Here is a 17,140-nt window from a genome sequence, read left to right on the forward strand (position 1 = left end):
TGCGTTAATTGCGCACGTACGGATCTGTGAGGGGTAAGGGGCACAATCCTCGAAGGAAAGGCCCCGCCTACTCGACCAGGCTTCGGCCAAAAACAAAGTTCGTAAAATGGAGTTATTTTACATTTATCATAAAAGGCTGCCTGATGTTGAAAAAAGAAAGGCGTAGGTCTATTGTGCCTCCTCGAAAGGAAAGGCATGGGCCCGTTGATCCAGGTAGGAAAGACTTCCCGGGTATTGAGAAACAAAAGGACTTAGAAAAAAAGGGATTATATGGAGCAAGAAGGTTGCCAAAGGTAAATAATATGATATTATTTTAATATGGTAAAGTGATAACGTAATAAAATAATACATCTCTTTTTTAGGGAAGGAGAGACATGGATGATCCGAGCGGTTGTTTTCGATTTTGACGGACTGATCCGGGATACGGAAACGTATGAATACTATTCATTTGTTAATCTGCTTGGAGAATATGGAGTAGAGCTGCCCCTTGAATTATACAGCAGCAGAATCGGCGGGGATACGAATACCTTCTGCCCATACTCCTACCTGGAATCTTCCATCGGCAGGACGCTGGAACGAGAACGTCTGAGAGAACGCCGGAGAGAAATCTATGCTGAACTTATTCATACGGAGAAGACCAGACCCGGGGTGGAGGATTATTTGCAAGCCGCACGGAGGATGGGATTGCGGATCGGCTTGGCCTCGAGCGCCCCTTCGAGTTGGGTGATGCCGAACTTGGAGGAGCTGGGGCTGGTCCCGTATTTTGAATGTATCCGGACGCATGAAGATGCGGTTCGCGTTAAGCCCGATCCCGAGCTATATCTCAACGTGTTGGATGCCTTGGGGGTGAATCCGCAGCAGGCAGTAGCCTTTGAAGATTCTCCTAATGGGGCTTTGGCTGCTATCAGAGCTAATATGCGTTGTGTCATTGTCCCGAACAAGCTGACTGAACAATTGACCTTCGGACATTATGATTTGCGCCTGAACTCCATGAAGGATATGGGGCTGGAAGAGGTGCTTGCCCGCCTCGGCTGAATGGGCAGAAGAATTCCGGCCATCCGCTGGGCTATCGTTAATTTTTTGAATTGATTTACGGGATATAATATGATAGAATGATTCAGTATGTTGCAGCAGCATGCTGTAACCGCGCATGTCGGGTTATCAAGAGACCGGGCTCCGCAAGGGCAAGGCCACCTGGACGATGGCGAGTCTGAGACATGAGGAGGTGCAACGAATGTACGCAATTATCGAAACTGGCGGAAAGCAGTACAAGGTTCAAGAAGGCGATGCTATTTACATCGAGAAGCTGGATGTTAACGAAGGCGATGTGGTTACTTTCGACCGTGTTCTTCTCGTTTCGGGAGACAAAGGCGTTTCGATCGGATCTCCGGTCGTATCCGGCGCTTCGGTTTCCGCGAAAGTGGAGAAGCAGGGCAAAGGCCGCAAAGTGATCGTTTACAAGTACAAAGCTAAGAAGAACTATCGCCGCAAGCAAGGACACCGTCAACCGTACACTAAAGTAGTGATCGAAAAGATTCAAGCGTAACCGGAGCCTTCCGATGATTAAAGTAATCATTACGCGACGGGCATCGGATGAGACCATTGAATCCTTCTCTGTGAAAGGACATGCCGACTTTGCCGAATCCGGCAAAGATATCGTTTGTGCCGGTGTTTCGGCCGTAACGATCGGAACGATTAATGCCGTTGAAGAGTTGCTAGGCATTGCACCGGACACCGAGATGAAGAGCGGCTGGCTTACGGCCTGCTTTCCGGACGGACTCCCGCAGGAGCAAGAGGAGAAGCTTCAGCTGCTGCTGGAAGCTATGGTGGTCACGTTGAAATCCATTGAACAATCATACGGTTCCTATATAACGGTTAAGAATAAATTGGGAAAAGGAGGTAGACAGACATGTTGAAGTTAAATCTTCAGTTGTTCGCATCGAAGAAGGGTGTCGGTTCCACGAAGAACGGACGTGACAGCATTGCCAAGCGTCTGGGTGTCAAGCGTGCCGACGGCCAATTGGTAACGGCAGGAAGCATCCTGGTTCGCCAACGCGGAACCAAGATTCATCCGGGAACGAATGTCGGCATCGGTTCCGACGATACTTTGTTTGCGAAAGTGGAAGGCGTTGTTAAGTTTGAACGCTGGGGCCGCGATCGCAAGAAAGTGAGCGTCTACCCGGCTGAAGCTGCCCCTGTAGCAGCAGCAGTAGAAAGATAATCAACGGTGAACAGACTCCGGCAGCTTCTGCCGGAGTTTTTTTCGCTCTGAACAGTGTGTCCCATGACATTCGCCGGATCATTCTTAAGTTAGGCGGATGCAGTTCGAGTAGGAAAATGCTATACTTGAACAATGTGGAATCCATAGGGGACGGTGCAAGCCATGAGCCGGATGAAATTGCTGCAGGCATTGACATTGGTTATTTTTGTTGCCTCATTATTAAGTCTTGCTGCATATGCGATGCCATTTTTTGCACGCTGGTCGTTCGCTGCACTGCTGGTTGTAAGCGGTTATGCTTTCCTCAGGCTGGAGCAAGCCCGCCGGCAAGCGGCCTGTGATGATCGGCTTATACAGACGGTGAGTCATCATCGGCATGATTGGATGAATGATTTTCAAGTGCTGCTCGGTTTAATGAAGCTCAAGAAATTTGATAGTATGCAGCCTTATATGGATAAAATAAAAGCAAGAATGCATCAGGAAAGCTGCATGGCCAAGTTGGGCTCTTCTTCGTTAATCGCGTATTTGATGTCATTTCGTGCGGACAAGCGCCCGCTGGAATTGGAGGTAAACGTTGAGCAGGAAATTAATCTGGCACAGCTAAATGTAGAGAAGGACGGGGTGACCTCCCTGCTGAAGGAGACCGTGGAATGTTTCTGCGGCTGTGCGCAAGGGAGCGACGGGGAACCAAACCGGCTAAGCATCGAAATAGGGCTGGAGGACACGGACTTGCTGCTTGACTTTGTCTATGACGGAAATTATCGCGAGGATCTGCTGGGAGAGGCTGTGACGGCGATGAAGAAACGCCGGAATAACAGCCGGGTTTACATAGAGGAGGAAATCGGTCAGAACCATGTCGTGCTTACCTGCCGATTTAAGAATGCAGCGGGCCGGATATGAGAACAAGCTGTGCGTATCTATACTATAGATGTAGGAAATTCGGGGTGAACCGTTTATGTTTGTAGATAAGGCCAAGATTTACGTAAAAGGCGGCGATGGAGGAGACGGAATAGTTGCCTTCCGGAGGGAAAAATATGTTCCCGAAGGCGGTCCGGCGGGTGGAGACGGAGGACGCGGAGGCGACGTCATCTTTCGCGTGGACGAAGGGCTGCGGACGCTGATGGATTTTCGGTATCAGCGTCATTTCAAGGCTCCGCGCGGCGTTAAAGGAAGGAATAAATCGATGCATGGCGCCAATGCGGAAGATATGATCGTTAGGGTGCCGCCGGGAACGGTCGTTATCGATGACGATACTCAAGAGATCATCGCCGATCTTACCACACACGGTCAAGAAGTTGTAGTCGCCAAGGGTGGAAGAGGGGGACGTGGAAATACCCGCTTTGTTACCGCCAAGCATACGGCCCCGGAAATTGCCGAGAAGGGTGAGGAAGGCCAGGAACGGTGGGTTATCCTTGAATTGAAGGTGATGGCCGATGTAGGGCTTGTCGGTTTTCCAAGCGTGGGCAAATCCACACTGCTTTCCGTCGTTTCGGCCGCACGGCCGAAAATTGCGGATTATCCCTTTACTACCCTGACACCCAATCTGGGAGTGGTGGACGTCGGGGACGGAAGAAGCTTCGTCATGGCGGATTTGCCGGGCCTGATTGAAGGCGCTCATCAAGGTGTGGGATTGGGCCATGAATTTCTGCGCCATATCGAGCGCACCCGGATCATTGTCCATGTTGTGGACATGGCTGTCACTGAGGAAGAGGGAAGAGATCCCTATGACGATTGGCTCAAGATCAACGAGGAAATCAAGCTTTATAATGCCAAGTTGGAGGAACGTCCGCAGTTGGTAGTTGCCAGCAAAATGGATATTCCTGGGGCGGAAGAGAAGCTGCAGCGCTTTAGGCAGCTTCTGCTGGAGAACCATGGAATCGAGGAAGTGCTTCCTATCTCCGCAGCTACGCGCGAAGGAATCCAGGAGCTGATCTACAAGGTGGCAGATCAATTGGACGCCATTCCGGACGCACCGCATGTGGAAGAAGTGCCGGAAGCGGAAGAACGGAAGATCTACCGTTACGAAGAAAAGACCGATACAGGCTTCACTATCCGTCGGGAGAACGAAGTCTATGTCGTTGAAAGTCCCACTATTGAGAACTTGTTGAAACGAACCCAGTTCGGCTCGCATGATGCGGTGATGCGGTTCGCCCGTATTATGCGCAAGATGGGCGTTGACGATGAATTGCGCAAACGCGGAGCTACCGACGGAACCATTATCCGGATTGGAGATTTTGAGTTCGAGTTTGTTGAGCAGGGGTAAAGACGGCCTTTAATCTGATTATAGGGGATAACGGCCCACAGGGGCTGGGCTGGAGAGACAATAGTCTCACCTGGGAATCACGATTGAAACTCGTGACCCCGGAAATAGGCAGACCGCCTTTCCATGAGGGAAGGCGAGGCTGCGTTTTTTCTTTTTGCACATGCTCGCGGTTAATAATTGCCTATTGCCACCAAGCAGGGTATCCGTTATAATGTCCACTATATAGAAACAAAAGTATGTATGGGGAGGACGATTGGCAATATGTCCGCTAGAAATGAAAGGGAGCCTTTTTATCTGGTTAGAGAAGATATATTGCCGGAAGCCGTTCTGAAAACGATGGAGGCCAAGGACCTGCTGGCCCGGGGCGAAGCGAAGACGATCCATGAAGCTGTCGACAAGGTCGGGATCAGTCGAAGTGCCTTCTATAAATACAGAGACGGCATCTATCCTTTGAACAAGGTGGACAGGGAGAGAATTGTGACGGTCTCCATGAATCTGGAGCACCGTTCAGGCATTTTGTCCAAGGTGCTGGCTTGTATTGCCGGCCTGGAAGGGAATGTGCTCACTATTCATCAGAGCATCCCGCTGCAGGGGATGGCTAACGTCGTTATTTCTGTAGATACTTCCCGAATGGACGATCCGATTAGCGGCATGCTGGAAGCCTTGAATAATATGGACGGGGTTCGCAAAGCACTCGTCATCGGGCAGGGATAGCTTTGTCCGACCGGTTCGGGAGACCGGGAACGGGACGATTTCCACTCATTGGCGGGAAACGAGAGCAGGATGGACGGGAATCTCCATTCAAGAGAACCGCGATCAGATTTATTTTAGTGCGATGTATTTCCTTGCGGGTGCCGGAATTCCGGACAGACCTGCAGTAGCTTCATTTGCCTAGCTAATAGGGCCGGGCATATATACACGAGAATAGAAAGACTGGAAGATGGGGGAATAGTGGATGAAGCCGATAAAAGCGGGATTGCTTGGTTTGGGAACGGTAGGGACGGGCGTGGTCCGGATTGTGGAAGGACACCAGGAAGATTTGGTCATGCAAACGGGTTCTTCTCTCACCATAGAGAAGATTCTGGTCAAGAACCGCAGCAAGGAGAGAAGCATTACTGTCGGACCGGATAAGCTTACGGAGGATCCGTGGGAGATTATCAACCATGAAGAGATTGATGTTGTTGTGGAGGTTATGGGGGGAATTGAGCCCGCCAGAACCTATATACTTGAAGCCCTGAGCCGCGGCAAGCATGTAGTCACCGCCAATAAGGATTTAATGGCTCTTCACGGGCAGGAGATTCTCGCCAAGGCAGCGGAGAACGGCTGCGATGTCTTCTATGAAGCGAGCGTGGCGGGGGGAATCCCCATTATCCGTACGCTGGTGGAAGGCTTTGCCTCGGACAGAATTACGAAAATTATGGGAATTGTGAACGGCACTACCAATTATATTTTAACTAAAATGAGCCAGGAAGGGGCTTCCTACGAGGATGTTCTGAAGGAAGCTCAGGAGCTGGGGTATGCCGAGGCTGACCCAACATCCGATGTGGAGGGGCTCGATGCCGCCAGGAAAATGACGATTCTCGCCACACTGGGCTTTAACGTCAATGTATCTCTGGACGATGTGAGTGTTAAGGGAATCAGCTCGATTTCGAAAGAGGACATTCTGTATGCGAAGAAGCTCGGGTATGAAGTGAAGCTTCTTGGAATAGCGGAACGCAAGGATGACTCGATCAGCGTTACGGTACAGCCTACGATGGTTAACAGAAGCCATCCGTTGGCCTCCGTTAACGGAGTATTTAATGCTGTCTATGTATATGGCGAAGCTGTGGGAGAGACGATGTTCTATGGGCCGGGTGCCGGCGAGCTGCCTACGGCCACCTCGATTGTGGCCGATCTGGTGGCGGTAGCCAAGAACCGGAATCTGGGAGTCAGCGGCCGCAGAGTCTTTACCCCGTATAAAGAGAAGAAGCTCAGAACGGCGGAACAGGTCGATTATAAAAACTTTATGCTGCTCCATGTGGAGGACGAACCCGGAGTGCTTGCCAAAATTGCCAAAGTATTCGCACAGCATGAGGTTAGCCTGGAGTCGGTGCTGCAGCAGCCGAACCCGAACAATCCGAAAGCGGAGCTGATTATTATTACCCATGACGCCAACCAGGCGAGCATGACGAAGGTGCTTGAGGATTTCCAAACTTTGGACGGCATTGATAGAGTGCAAAGCGTGTATCGTGTGGAAGGCTGATATCTGAAGAAGATATAAATTTATAATTAGGAGTCTGAAAAGATGAGATATCTAGGATTGCTTGAAACTTACAAAGCTTATTTACCCGTAACGGATCGTACCCCAATGATTACTCTTCATGAGGGAAATACTCCACTCGTTCGCGCGGAGAAGCTGTCGGATGAGCTGGATTTGGACGTTTATTTCAAATACGAGGGGCTTAATCCGACCGGTTCCTTCAAGGACCGCGGCATGGTTATGGCCGTTGCCAAAGCAATGGAGGAAGGAAGCCGGACGATTATGTGCGCATCGACGGGGAATACTTCCGCTGCTGCAGCCGCCTATGCGGCACGCGGCAATTTAAACTGTATCGTCCTCATCCCTAACAATAATATTGCTCTCGGCAAGCTGGCCCAGGCGATAATTTATGGCGCCAAGGTAATCGCCATTGAAGGGAACTTCGACCGTGCTCTGGAAATCGTCCGGGAAATTACGGCCAAGCATCCGATCACATTGGTTAACTCCGTAAATCCATATCGGATTGAAGGTCAGAAAACCGCCGCATTCGAGGTTTGCGATCAGCTTGGCAAGGCGCCTGATTATCTGGCCATACCGGTAGGGAATGCCGGGAACATTACGGCTTACTGGAAAGGATTCAAGGAATACAATGAGCTTGGCAAAACCTCTTCCCTGCCTAAGATGATCGGCTTTGAGGCCGAAGGTGCCATGGCCATCGTTAAAGGCGAGCCTATCCGCGAGCCGGAGACGGTAGCTACGGCGATTCGGATCGGCAACCCGGCGAGCTGGACAGGTGCCGTTAATGCGGCCGAGGAGTCCGGAGGGCAGATTAATTATGTAACGGATGAAGAAATTCTGCACGCATACCGAACCATTGCCTCCAAGGAAGGAATTTTCGCCGAACCGGCTTCGGCCGCTTCGATAGCCGGGGTGATGAAGCTCAAGAAGGAAGGTTATTTTACAGGTGGAGAATCCGTGGTATGCGTTCTGACCGGACATGGGCTTAAGGATCCGAATATCGCCATCAAGAGCGTAGAATCGGAGCCGCTTGTTGTCGAAGACAACGAACAGGCCGTTATGGAAGCTATCCGTAAGCTCGAATCGTAATAAGAAACCGGAGTGAACGACATGAACAAGGCAAAAGTCCGCGTCAAGGTTCCCGCCAGTACCGCCAATCTCGGACCGGGATTTGACAGCCTCGGAATGGCCCTCAACCTGTATGCTTGGATCGAAATGAAGGCATCCGATCGCACGGAGATTCAGCTCTACGGAGATCATATGGAGCAGGTGCCGACCGATAAAAGCAACTTGATTTATAAGGTAGCACAAATGGTATTTGCGGAGGCGGGAGTAGAATGCCCGGAATTGGAAATATCCGTTTACAGCGAGATCCCGCTTACCCGCGGTCTGGGCAGCAGCGCATCGGCTATCGTCGGAGCGATGGCGGCGGCGAACCGGCTGATCGGCAGTCCGCTTTCGGATGACAAGCTGTTCCAGATGTCCAGTGCCTTGGAGAAGCATCCCGACAACGTCGGTGCTTCTTTGTTCGGAGGCATTATAACGGCCTATTGGGATGGTTCGCGGGCGGAATATATCCGGATAGAACCGCGGCCGAATCTAGAGGTGCTCGTCGCTATTCCGGAGTTTCATCTGTCTACGGACAAGGCGAGGAAGGTTCTGCCTGAGCAGGTTCCTCTGAAGGATGCCGTCTTCAATGTCAGCCACACTTCCTTGCTGGTGGCTGCATTATGCAGCGGACGATATGATGTCATACGCCATGCGATGAAGGATGCGCTTCACCAGCCTTACCGTGCCTCCTTGATTCCGGGAATGAAGACAATACTGGACAAGGCTACGGATTATGGGGCATTAGGAGTAGCTCTTAGCGGGGCAGGACCTACGCTTCTCGCTTTAGTTGACGCGGAGAGCGAAAGCCGTTCCGAGCTGGAGCATTTTCTGTTATCGACGCTGCAAGGGGAGGGAGTGCCGGCACAGACGATGTGGTTGAAGCCTGCCCTGCATGGGGTTGAAGAACTCAATCATTTCGATGAGCAGCGGAGCTTCCTGGATAACGTGCGTAACAGCCCGGAAGCCAGGCTATGAACTACCGGTTTAGCTTCCGGGGAACAGGCCGCTGTCTTGCAATTTCGCATGGCAGGTGTTAAGATTCAGAAGAAAAAACTCGATATTTTGGCGAATTCCGACAGTAAGTATGTACTTTAAGGTTGGAATGGCCAAAGAGGATCGACAGGATAAAAAGGAGAGGTCCGGGCGTGACCAAAATAGCCTTTCTTGGACCCGAGGGAACGGTATCTCAAGAGTCTGCACAATATTTTTTCAATAACGAGTCTTACGAATATATTCCATACAGCTTTATATCGGACGTATATAACGCTACCGTATCGGGTCACACGGATGTCAGTGTCATTCCGATTGAAAACACGATCGACGGCTCCGTCAAACTGCATGTTGACCAGCTCGTTCTTGGCGACCTGCAGATCCAAGCGGAATGGATTTATCCCTCAATTCAGAATTTAATCGGTTTCAAGCAACCCCAGGAGAACGGGCTTGCGGAAATTGAGAAAATCATTTCGATCGATGTCGCTATCGCTCAATGCCGTAACTTCCTGCAGGCACATCTGCCGGAGGTCAAGTTCGAATTTGTCAGCAGCACTGCGGAGGGAGTAAGAAGAGTTCGGGAGTTGGCTTCCCCCGCTGTCGCGGCGATCGGCACGAAGCTGGCGGCTAAGCAGTATGGACTGGAGCTTCTGGCGTCCAACATTACGGATCACCAGAATAATTTCACCCGCTTCATCCTGGTGGGGAATTCTTCACCGCCGCTCAAAGTTGCAAATAAATACAAGACAACTCTGCTTGTAACCCTTCCGGAAGATTACCCGGGCGCCCTGCATCAAGTGCTGTCCGCTTTCGCCTGGAGGAGAATCAATTTGTCCAAAATAGAATCGCGGCCGACCAAGCTGAAGCTCGGAACTTATTATTTCTATATCGATGCGGAAGGCTCCTTGGATTCCGTACTGATGCCGGCAGCCATCGAGGAAATCGAGGCTCTGGGCTGCCAGGTCCGTATTCTGGGCTCTTATCCCAGCTATAATTACGAAACTTCTGACACAGCACATATGGAGGTGTAGTCATCCATGTCACAATGGATCTATCTAAACGGGGAATATGTAACTAAAGAGGAAGCGACCGTATCCGTTTATGACCACGGCTTTTTGTACGGTGACGGAATCTTCGAAGGTATTCGTATTTATAACGGAAATATTTTTAAATGCAAAGAACATCTGGACCGATTGTACGATTCCGCCAAATCGATTATGCTCAACATTCCCCTGACGTACTCGGAGATGGAGCAAGCTTTAGTGGAAACCATTCGCAGGAACGGATTGAAGGATGGCTATATCCGACTTGTCGTTTCGCGCGGTCCCGGGGACCTCGGTCTGGACCCGCGGCGCTCGCCCAAAGCCAGCGTCATCATTATCGTTGAACAGCTTTCCATCTATCCGGAGGAAGCATACATTCACGGTTTGAAGACCGTTTCCGTATCGACTCGCCGCAACGTTCCGGATGCATTGAATCCGAAGATCAAATCGTTGAACTATTTGAACAATATTCTGGTTAAGATCCAGGCCAATTTGGCCGGGGTCGGAGAGGCTATTATGCTCAATTCCCAAGGGTATGTAGCCGAAGGCTCCTCGGATAATATATTTATCGTTAAGCGTGGAACCGTCTTTACTCCTCCATGCTATTGCGGAGCTCTGGAAGGAATTACCCGGGCAGCGATTATTGAAATTTGTCAAAAGATCGGGTACACCGTCAAAGAGGAACCGTTCACCCTTCATGATGTGTATGTCGCGGATGAAGTGTTCTTTACGGGTACGGCAGCGGAAGTGATTGCCGTTCGGGAAGTGGACGCACGCATCATCGGTGAAGGAAAGGCAGGCCCGATCACCACCCGTCTTCTTCAGGAGTTCCGGAATATCGTAGAAGTTGACGGTGTTAAAGTTTACGAATAATTTTTTATAAAGTACAAAGCTCCTGCGAGACGGTTTAGTCTTGCGGGAGTTTTTTTTGCGTAAAGGATGTCAAAAGCCTATTTCCTGCATACAATGTAATGTCATTTCTGGGCACGGTGAAGGTGCCGGGGGCAAGGTCAGGTTGATTCCAGCTTCAATCACCAGGCGCGGAGCGGGAGACACCGGCTACCGAAGAAGTCGGCCTGAGGCCATCGGCTCGCTCCGTACATTACAAGGAGGTTTTAGGCTTGAAAATTCATATCGTCAAGAAAGGTGAATCGCTGTATCAATTGTCGAAGAAGTACAATGTAGATCTCGACAAATTGATCGAGTTTAATCCGCAAATTGAAGACCCGGACAAAATTGATGTCGGCACGAAGGTGAAAATTCCGAGCCCTTCCATACCGATGGAACCCCCCGAAAGCGACATTGCACATAAACATATTGTTAAGCAGGGGGATACTTTGTGGAAATTGTCCAAAAAATGGGGAATTCCGCTCAAGGCTATGATTGACGCCAATCCGCAGCTTAAAAATCCAAGTATATTAATGACCGGACAATTGGTTTATATCCCCAAGTGGAATCCTGATGGGGGCAATCAACCGAATGTTCCTGGAGAAGCCTCACTGCAGGAACTGAATGTGATGGCAGAGATGAATGCTATGGCGGAGTCCAATCTTATGCCCGAAATGACCATGCCTGTACCGCCGCACAAGAAGAATACAGCCCCGATTGTGCCGGAAGCTCCAATTCTGCCGATGGCAGAGGAGGTAAAGGAAGAGATCGAAGAAGTTAAAGAAGAGGTTAAGGAAGCTAAGGAAGAGATCAAAGAAGAGGCCAAAGAAGTACAAGAACTTCTGAAGGAAAAGGTCGAGCCGAAAGAAGTCGTGGAATTGGAAGAAATAAAAGAGGTGGCGGTAGAGAAGGAAGAGGAGAAAGCATACCCGTCCGTTCTGCCGTTTAAGGAAAACATACATCAGGAAGCTCTGGAGGAGAATGTGAATTTGGTTGCCCCCTTGGAGAAAGAATCGGTTCCTCATTCATATCCTTCTATTATGTATACGGAGCACTTGTTTGAACAGTATAATGTGCCTGCCGTTGAAGCTGCCGTGGAATATACGGGCTGGGCTCAAGCGAATGCAAATGTGGAGCCGCAAGTGAGCCCTTATCAAGACTGGAGCTCCTGGCCAACGTCTAACGAGGCAGCCTTGAACGCTCCTTATGAGTATGCCAACCTCCCGCAGCTTTCGGGAGTTGACCCGAATGTACTGCCGCAGCCGCAATATGCGCCTTATTCTTACGAGTCTAAGGGTAAGCACGATTGCGGATGCCAAGGGCATCATCATGCCTCCTATGCGGATTATCCGGGCCTTCAGCCTTATTCTGTGCAGATGACAAACGTTAGCCCTATGGCGAATGTGAGCCCGGTACAGGAAAAAGGGAAGGCCGAGAATAAAAATCCGGCCGGAACTTGGCAGGATGGCGGTCATATACATTCGGCAGGACACTGGCCGCATGACGGGGGCAATGTGCAATCGATGAGCCACTGGCCGCATGACGGAGGCAATGTGCAATCGATGAGCCACTGGCCGCATGACGGGGGCAATGTGCAATCGATGGGCTACTGGCCGCATGACGTGGGCAATGTGCAATCGATGGGCCACTGGCCGCAGAATGTGGGCAGCGTGCAATCGATGGGCCACTGGCCGCATGACGGGGGCAATGTGCAATCGATGGGCTACTGGCCGCATGACGGGGGCAATGTGCAATCGATGGGCTATTGGCCGCAGAATGTGGGCAGCGTGCAATCGATGGGCCACTGGCCGCATGACGGGGGCAATGTGCAATCGATGAGCCACTGGCCGCATGACGGGGGCTACATGCAATCGATGGGCCACTGGCCGCATGACGGGGGCTATATGCAGCCGATGAGCCACTGGCCGCAGGATGGGGGCTATATGCAGCCGATGAGCCACTGGTCGAACAGCGGACCGATAGCTAAGAGCGGGGCAGAGAATGTGTCTGCATCGTCAAATGCGAATTTGGCGGCGCAGGCCAAATCCGGGCCGAAGATAAATTCCATGCCGAATCTAGAGGCAGCCGCTAATGCCGGTTCTTTCCCCAATATGGGCCCTATACCGTATGGGATGCCGGCAATCCAATACGGAGCCGCTGCAGTAGACCCTTATTATGCGCCTTACTGGTCCTCGGCAGCCCCATGGACATACGGGCCAATGGTCGCCCCGTATGCCGGCAGCTTCTCAGAAGAGAAGCATTCCAACTCCAGAGGAACGGACAATGAAGAGCCGACCCCTGGCGAGGAAGCAGAGAATACGGAAACCGCTGAAATAAAAAAGAATAGCCGTACCAAAACAGGAGGATCCGGCACCAAAGCCTCTCTGCATTCCTACCCGCGTAAGAAGAAAAAACGCAGCACCGTGAAAAAAACGAAAACCAACCAACCGTGGATTAATTACTAGATCCGGTTATTAACGTATAATCCCCTTCATTCTGGAAACACTAAAAAAAAATTCAGAAGAAGGGGATTACCGTGAGCTTATCAAGCCTGTTAAAACAGCTCAAGAAGCTGCTAAAGCAAAAAAAACGATGGTTATCGTTAGGGCTCGTTATTTTGGCCGCGGGCGTATCCGTAACGGCTTCGGCATATTATTGGAACAAGAACAGGACGGTTTCGAACGGAACGCAGGAGCAAAAATCTTTGTCCGTATGGAGTTCCCGGGTTGATTCTCCGGAGGAATTACAGGAAGGCAATGAGGCTGTCTTAGACGTTCTTATGCAGGATAACGAGCCCAAGCTGGTCTTTCACCAGAAGAATTACGTATGCGGGGAGGAGGTCGTGCAGCTCGGTTGGCTAAAGCCTGGAGAAATTGCCGACTATTCTTTACAGCACCCGAGGGCAGTTATATCTTTGCAGGACAATCAGCAGGTTTATTTAACGGAACAGATAGACGATTTATCGGAAAAATGCAAAGGGAATGTTTATTTCGGAATCGACAAGGACGGCAATTTGTCTTTGTTTGAGGGAATGCCCGCAGGAGAGCAAATTATCCGGACGTTCTTCCAGCTTAACGTTCAGCATTTGAAAAGCAGTCTTCCCAGTGAAACCTTGAATCAGTTGTATGACGGAATTCGGATTCTGGACCTCGATGATTATAACAGCGTTATTTCCACGTTCAGCGACTATGCGGTTCGGGGTGGCAAGAGCGAATAACATTTACATTTCAATGGAATACAAATCTCAGTTCCGAATAGCCAGGCAGAGAGGGAATGATCTTTCCTTCTCTGCCTGTTTGTTTTCTCAGGCTTCTCCGCAAGCCAAAAAGGAAGGAAAGTCTCCCGGGCGTATACTCACTGAAGAGAATATCTGTTATAATGACAAGGAATACATATGTTCGCCAGTTTGCAGATTTGTAGATTGGAATGATTGGAAGTCCAAGCTTGTCCGGGACTGCCCTAATTATATTTCGTGAGAATAACGGCAATTGGATACCGATGATATAATATCCGTATCCGGCTTTAGCGGAGAATGGAGAGGAAAGCTATTGCGAATATTGGGAATTGACCCGGGGATTGCGATTGTCGGGTTCGCTTTTATCGATAAGCTGGGAAGCCGCTTGGTTCCGGTACAGTACGGCTGCATCCAGACGGAGGCCCACACGGAGCCTTCCTTGCGGCTCAAGGAAGTCTATGACGCTGCGCTGCAATTGATTGACAAATATAAGCCCGAGGCGGTAGCCATCGAGAAGCTGTATTTCAATCGGAATGTTACGACCGCTTTTACAGTCGGGCAGGCCCGGGGAGTCTTGATGCTGGCAGCGGCGCAGAACGGACTTCCGGTGGCGGAGTATACTCCGCTTCAAGTCAAGCAGGCGGTAGTCGGCTACGGGAATGCAGAGAAGAAGCAGGTGCAGGAGATGGTCAAGATGCTCCTTAAGCTGTCACAAGTCCCCAAGCCGGATGATGTGGCCGATGCCTTGGCGGTAGCCATCTGCCATTCCCATTCCTATGTCCTTATGCAAAAAATGAACGAGGTATATAAACGATGATAGATTTTTTGAGAGGTCAACTTGTCCACCGGGAGAAGGATTACGCCGTACTGGATGTTCAGGGGGTCGGGTATCAGGTTTATTGCGCCAATCCTTACGCCTTGGGAGGACATTCCGGCGAACCGGTTACGCTATTTACCCACCAGCATGTCCGTGAGGATGCGATTCTGTTATTCGGTTTTGCTACTAGAGAGGAGCAGTCGCTGTTTCGCCGTCTGATCGAGGTGAACGGCATAGGGCCGAAGGTAGCTATAGGAATTCTGTCTGCGGGTCAGCCGGAGGCCGTCATTACAGCGATCTGTCAGGAGAACATCGCCTTCTTGACCAAGCTACCGGGGATAGGGAAGAAGACCGCGCAGCGGCTCATTCTCGATCTGAAGGATAAGCTCGGCGACTTGACGGCCGGTTGGAGTCATGCCGACCTTGCGTCCAGTGCGGGTTCCAGGCCTATGTCAGGATTATCCGCCTCGGAAGAGGAGGCCAAGCAAGCCTTGATGGCGCTGGGGTATTCGGAAGCGGAAATCGATAGAGTATGGCCTGCGGTCAAGGAGAGAGCGGCGGATTCGGACCCGGTAGACACGGTCGTGAAGACGGCGCTGCAGCTCTTGTTTCAAGGTTAATGGCTGAGGGGAGCATAGGGATAAGGAGGATCAGTCATGGACGAACGGATCATATCAGCTAATTTAATGATGGAGGACCAGGCGGTCGAGCTCAGTCTTCGTCCAAAATATTTGGCTGAATATATCGGACAATCACAAGCTAAAGAAAACTTGAAAATTTACATAGAAGCAGCCAAAATGCGCAAGGAAGCGCTGGATCATGTATTGCTCTACGGTCCGCCCGGTCTCGGGAAGACAACCTTGTCGAATATTATCGCGAACGAGCTGGAAGTCAACATTCGCACAACATCGGGTCCGGCTATTGAACGGCCGGGCGATCTGGCCGCGATCCTGACCAATCTTCAAGAGGGGGATGTGCTGTTCATCGATGAGATTCATCGGCTGCATCGCACCGTGGAAGAGGTCTTGTATCCGGCGATGGAGGACTTCGCTCTGGACATTATTATCGGCAAAGGGCCTAGCGCACGCTCCGTCCGACTCGATTTGCCGCCGTTCACCCTGATTGGAGCTACTACCCGGGCTGGGCTGTTGTCCGCTCCTCTGCGAGACCGCTTCGGGGTGGTCTGCCGGCTGGAGTATTATACCAACGAGGAGCTTGCCTATATCGTGAGCCGGGCTGCCGAAATTCTGCAGGTGGAGATGGTGGGCGAGGCGGCCATGGAAATCGGGATGCGTTCCCGCGGCACTCCGCGTATTGCCAACCGACTGCTGAAGAGAGTAAGGGACTTCGCCCAGGTCAAAGGGGACGGGATGATTACGAAGGAAATCGCCGAGGTTGCCCTCCGTTTAATTAAGGTGGATGAGCTTGGGCTTGACGAGATCGACCATAAGATGCTGAAGGCCATCATTACCCATTTCAGAGGGGGGCCGGTCGGATTGGATACGATTGCCGCAACCATCGGGGAAGAAGGACAGACTATCGAAGATGTGTATGAGCCCTATTTGCTGCAAATCGGCTTCCTGCAGAGAACTCCCCGCGGCAGAATGGCAACGGTTCATGCTTATCGACATCTGGGGATAGAGCCGCCGGAGAAGAAGGAATGAAGAACGGACAGCGCCTTATTTTACTCTACGACGCCCATTGTGTTCTGTGCAGAAGAACGGTGGATACCCTGAGCCGGCTGGAGGTCGGCAGCGAACTGATTATGCTTCCTTATCAGGAGGCCGAAATTTCGCAGCTTCCCGAAGGATTGACTCTAGAACAACTGCAATCTCAGTTGCATGTTATCGATGAACAGAATGAGGTTTACCGCGGAGCAGAGGCTGTCTGCCGGATTATGTCCAAGGTTAAGGGGTGGAGATGGATTGCGGTTCTGTATCGTATTCCTTTCCTACGTCCTTTGGCCGATCGGATCTATAAGTGGATCGCCGACAATCGGTATAAGCTGTTCGGACGGAACGAAGATTGTGAATCGGGGAGCTGTCAACTTCATCTGCCAATGGATAAGAAGGAAGAGCCTGAGTCGGGGAAGAGATAAGAGCAAGAATGAACCTTATCGTCTGTGATAAGGTTTTTTGGAAATATAAGAAAGTATAAGTTTCGACTTATACTTGTTCTTATATTTCATCGGTAAACGCGCCCGTCCTAAGGACGGCGATAGCCGTTTATCCTTGGCTTCAGGGAAATCGCGTGCAACTTTTTCCAGAGGCAGGAGTCTATATTCTACAGGGGCTGTCCATAGCTCTCACGTTAAACTGA

Annotated in this window: 18 protein-coding genes and 1 other annotated feature; all 18 genes read left to right on the forward strand. The window is 50.8% G+C overall.

Features of this window, described 5'->3' with window-relative positions:
• Positions 1-378: 378 nt before the first annotated feature.
• The 18 genes from FS806_RS11150 (at position 379) to FS806_RS11235 (ending at position 16,919) form a co-directional block, all read left to right on the forward strand.
• Positions 379-1,035: an HAD family hydrolase gene (locus FS806_RS11150; RefSeq protein ID WP_144935942.1), complete on the forward strand. Its 657-nt coding sequence runs from the start codon at positions 379-381 to the stop codon at positions 1,033-1,035.
• A gap of 97 nt (positions 1,036-1,132) precedes the next feature.
• Positions 1,133-1,222: a sequence feature (ribosomal protein L21 leader region), on the forward strand.
• Between the two features lie 12 nt (positions 1,223-1,234).
• A complete protein-coding gene (gene rplU / locus FS806_RS11155; protein ID WP_144935946.1) occupies positions 1,235-1,546 on the forward strand; it encodes a 50S ribosomal protein L21 in 312 nt (103 codons plus the stop codon).
• A gap of 13 nt (positions 1,547-1,559) precedes the next feature.
• Positions 1,560-1,916, forward strand: a complete 357-nt coding sequence (locus tag FS806_RS11160) for a ribosomal-processing cysteine protease Prp (RefSeq protein ID WP_144935949.1) — start codon at positions 1,560-1,562, stop codon at positions 1,914-1,916.
• Positions 1,910-2,221 (forward strand): 50S ribosomal protein L27, encoded by a 312-nt coding sequence (gene rpmA, locus FS806_RS11165; RefSeq protein ID WP_144935952.1) that lies wholly within the window; start codon positions 1,910-1,912, stop codon positions 2,219-2,221. Before FS806_RS11160 ends, rpmA begins: the two co-directional genes overlap by 7 nt.
• A 162-nt stretch (positions 2,222-2,383) precedes the next feature.
• On the forward strand, positions 2,384-3,118 hold the full coding sequence (locus tag FS806_RS11170) for a Spo0B domain-containing protein (RefSeq protein ID WP_144935955.1): 735 nt from the start codon (positions 2,384-2,386) through the stop codon (positions 3,116-3,118).
• A 55-nt stretch (positions 3,119-3,173) separates the two neighbouring features.
• Positions 3,174-4,481 (forward strand): GTPase ObgE, encoded by a 1,308-nt coding sequence (obgE, locus tag FS806_RS11175; RefSeq protein WP_144935957.1) that lies wholly within the window; start codon positions 3,174-3,176, stop codon positions 4,479-4,481.
• A gap of 261 nt (positions 4,482-4,742) precedes the next feature.
• On the forward strand, positions 4,743-5,195 hold the full coding sequence (locus tag FS806_RS11180; protein WP_144935959.1) for an ACT domain-containing protein: 453 nt from the start codon (positions 4,743-4,745) through the stop codon (positions 5,193-5,195).
• Between the two features lie 241 nt (positions 5,196-5,436).
• On the forward strand, positions 5,437-6,723 hold the full coding sequence (locus FS806_RS11185; protein ID WP_144935962.1) for a homoserine dehydrogenase: 1,287 nt from the start codon (positions 5,437-5,439) through the stop codon (positions 6,721-6,723).
• Positions 6,724-6,765: 42 nt separating this feature from the next.
• Complete coding sequence (gene thrC, locus FS806_RS11190) at positions 6,766-7,827, forward strand: threonine synthase (protein ID WP_144935964.1); 1,062 nt, start codon at positions 6,766-6,768, stop codon at positions 7,825-7,827.
• Between the two features lie 21 nt (positions 7,828-7,848).
• A complete protein-coding gene (gene thrB, locus FS806_RS11195) occupies positions 7,849-8,823 on the forward strand; it encodes a homoserine kinase (RefSeq protein ID WP_144935967.1) in 975 nt (324 codons plus the stop codon).
• 170 nt (positions 8,824-8,993) lie between these two features.
• Positions 8,994-9,869 (forward strand): prephenate dehydratase, encoded by an 876-nt coding sequence (pheA, locus tag FS806_RS11200; protein ID WP_144935970.1) that lies wholly within the window; start codon positions 8,994-8,996, stop codon positions 9,867-9,869.
• Between the two features lie 6 nt (positions 9,870-9,875).
• A complete protein-coding gene (gene ilvE, locus FS806_RS11205; RefSeq protein ID WP_144935973.1) occupies positions 9,876-10,754 on the forward strand; it encodes a branched-chain-amino-acid transaminase in 879 nt (292 codons plus the stop codon).
• 248 nt (positions 10,755-11,002) lie between these two features.
• Positions 11,003-13,234: a LysM peptidoglycan-binding domain-containing protein gene (locus tag FS806_RS11210; RefSeq protein ID WP_144935976.1), complete on the forward strand. Its 2,232-nt coding sequence runs from the start codon at positions 11,003-11,005 to the stop codon at positions 13,232-13,234.
• 71 nt (positions 13,235-13,305) lie between these two features.
• Positions 13,306-13,986, forward strand: a complete 681-nt coding sequence (locus tag FS806_RS11215) for a BofC C-terminal domain-containing protein (RefSeq protein ID WP_144935978.1) — start codon at positions 13,306-13,308, stop codon at positions 13,984-13,986.
• A 331-nt stretch (positions 13,987-14,317) separates the two neighbouring features.
• Positions 14,318-14,821, forward strand: a complete 504-nt coding sequence (gene ruvC / locus FS806_RS11220) for a crossover junction endodeoxyribonuclease RuvC (RefSeq protein WP_144935981.1) — start codon at positions 14,318-14,320, stop codon at positions 14,819-14,821.
• Positions 14,818-15,441 (forward strand): Holliday junction branch migration protein RuvA, encoded by a 624-nt coding sequence (ruvA, locus tag FS806_RS11225; protein ID WP_144935984.1) that lies wholly within the window; start codon positions 14,818-14,820, stop codon positions 15,439-15,441. The genes ruvC and ruvA overlap by 4 nt, the downstream gene beginning before the upstream one ends.
• Before the next feature lie 36 nt (positions 15,442-15,477).
• The gene (ruvB, locus tag FS806_RS11230) at positions 15,478-16,485 is read left to right on the forward strand and encodes a Holliday junction branch migration DNA helicase RuvB (RefSeq protein WP_144935987.1); all 1,008 of its coding nucleotides are present in this window, start codon (positions 15,478-15,480) and stop codon (positions 16,483-16,485) included.
• Positions 16,482-16,919 (forward strand): thiol-disulfide oxidoreductase DCC family protein, encoded by a 438-nt coding sequence (locus tag FS806_RS11235; protein ID WP_144935990.1) that lies wholly within the window; start codon positions 16,482-16,484, stop codon positions 16,917-16,919. Before ruvB ends, FS806_RS11235 begins: the two co-directional genes overlap by 4 nt.
• The last annotated feature ends 221 nt before the right edge of the window (positions 16,920-17,140 follow it).

Source organism: Paenibacillus sp. 32O-W, assembly GCF_007679495.1.
Lineage (GTDB): Bacteria > Bacillota > Bacilli > Paenibacillales > NBRC-103111 > Paenibacillus_L > Paenibacillus_L residui.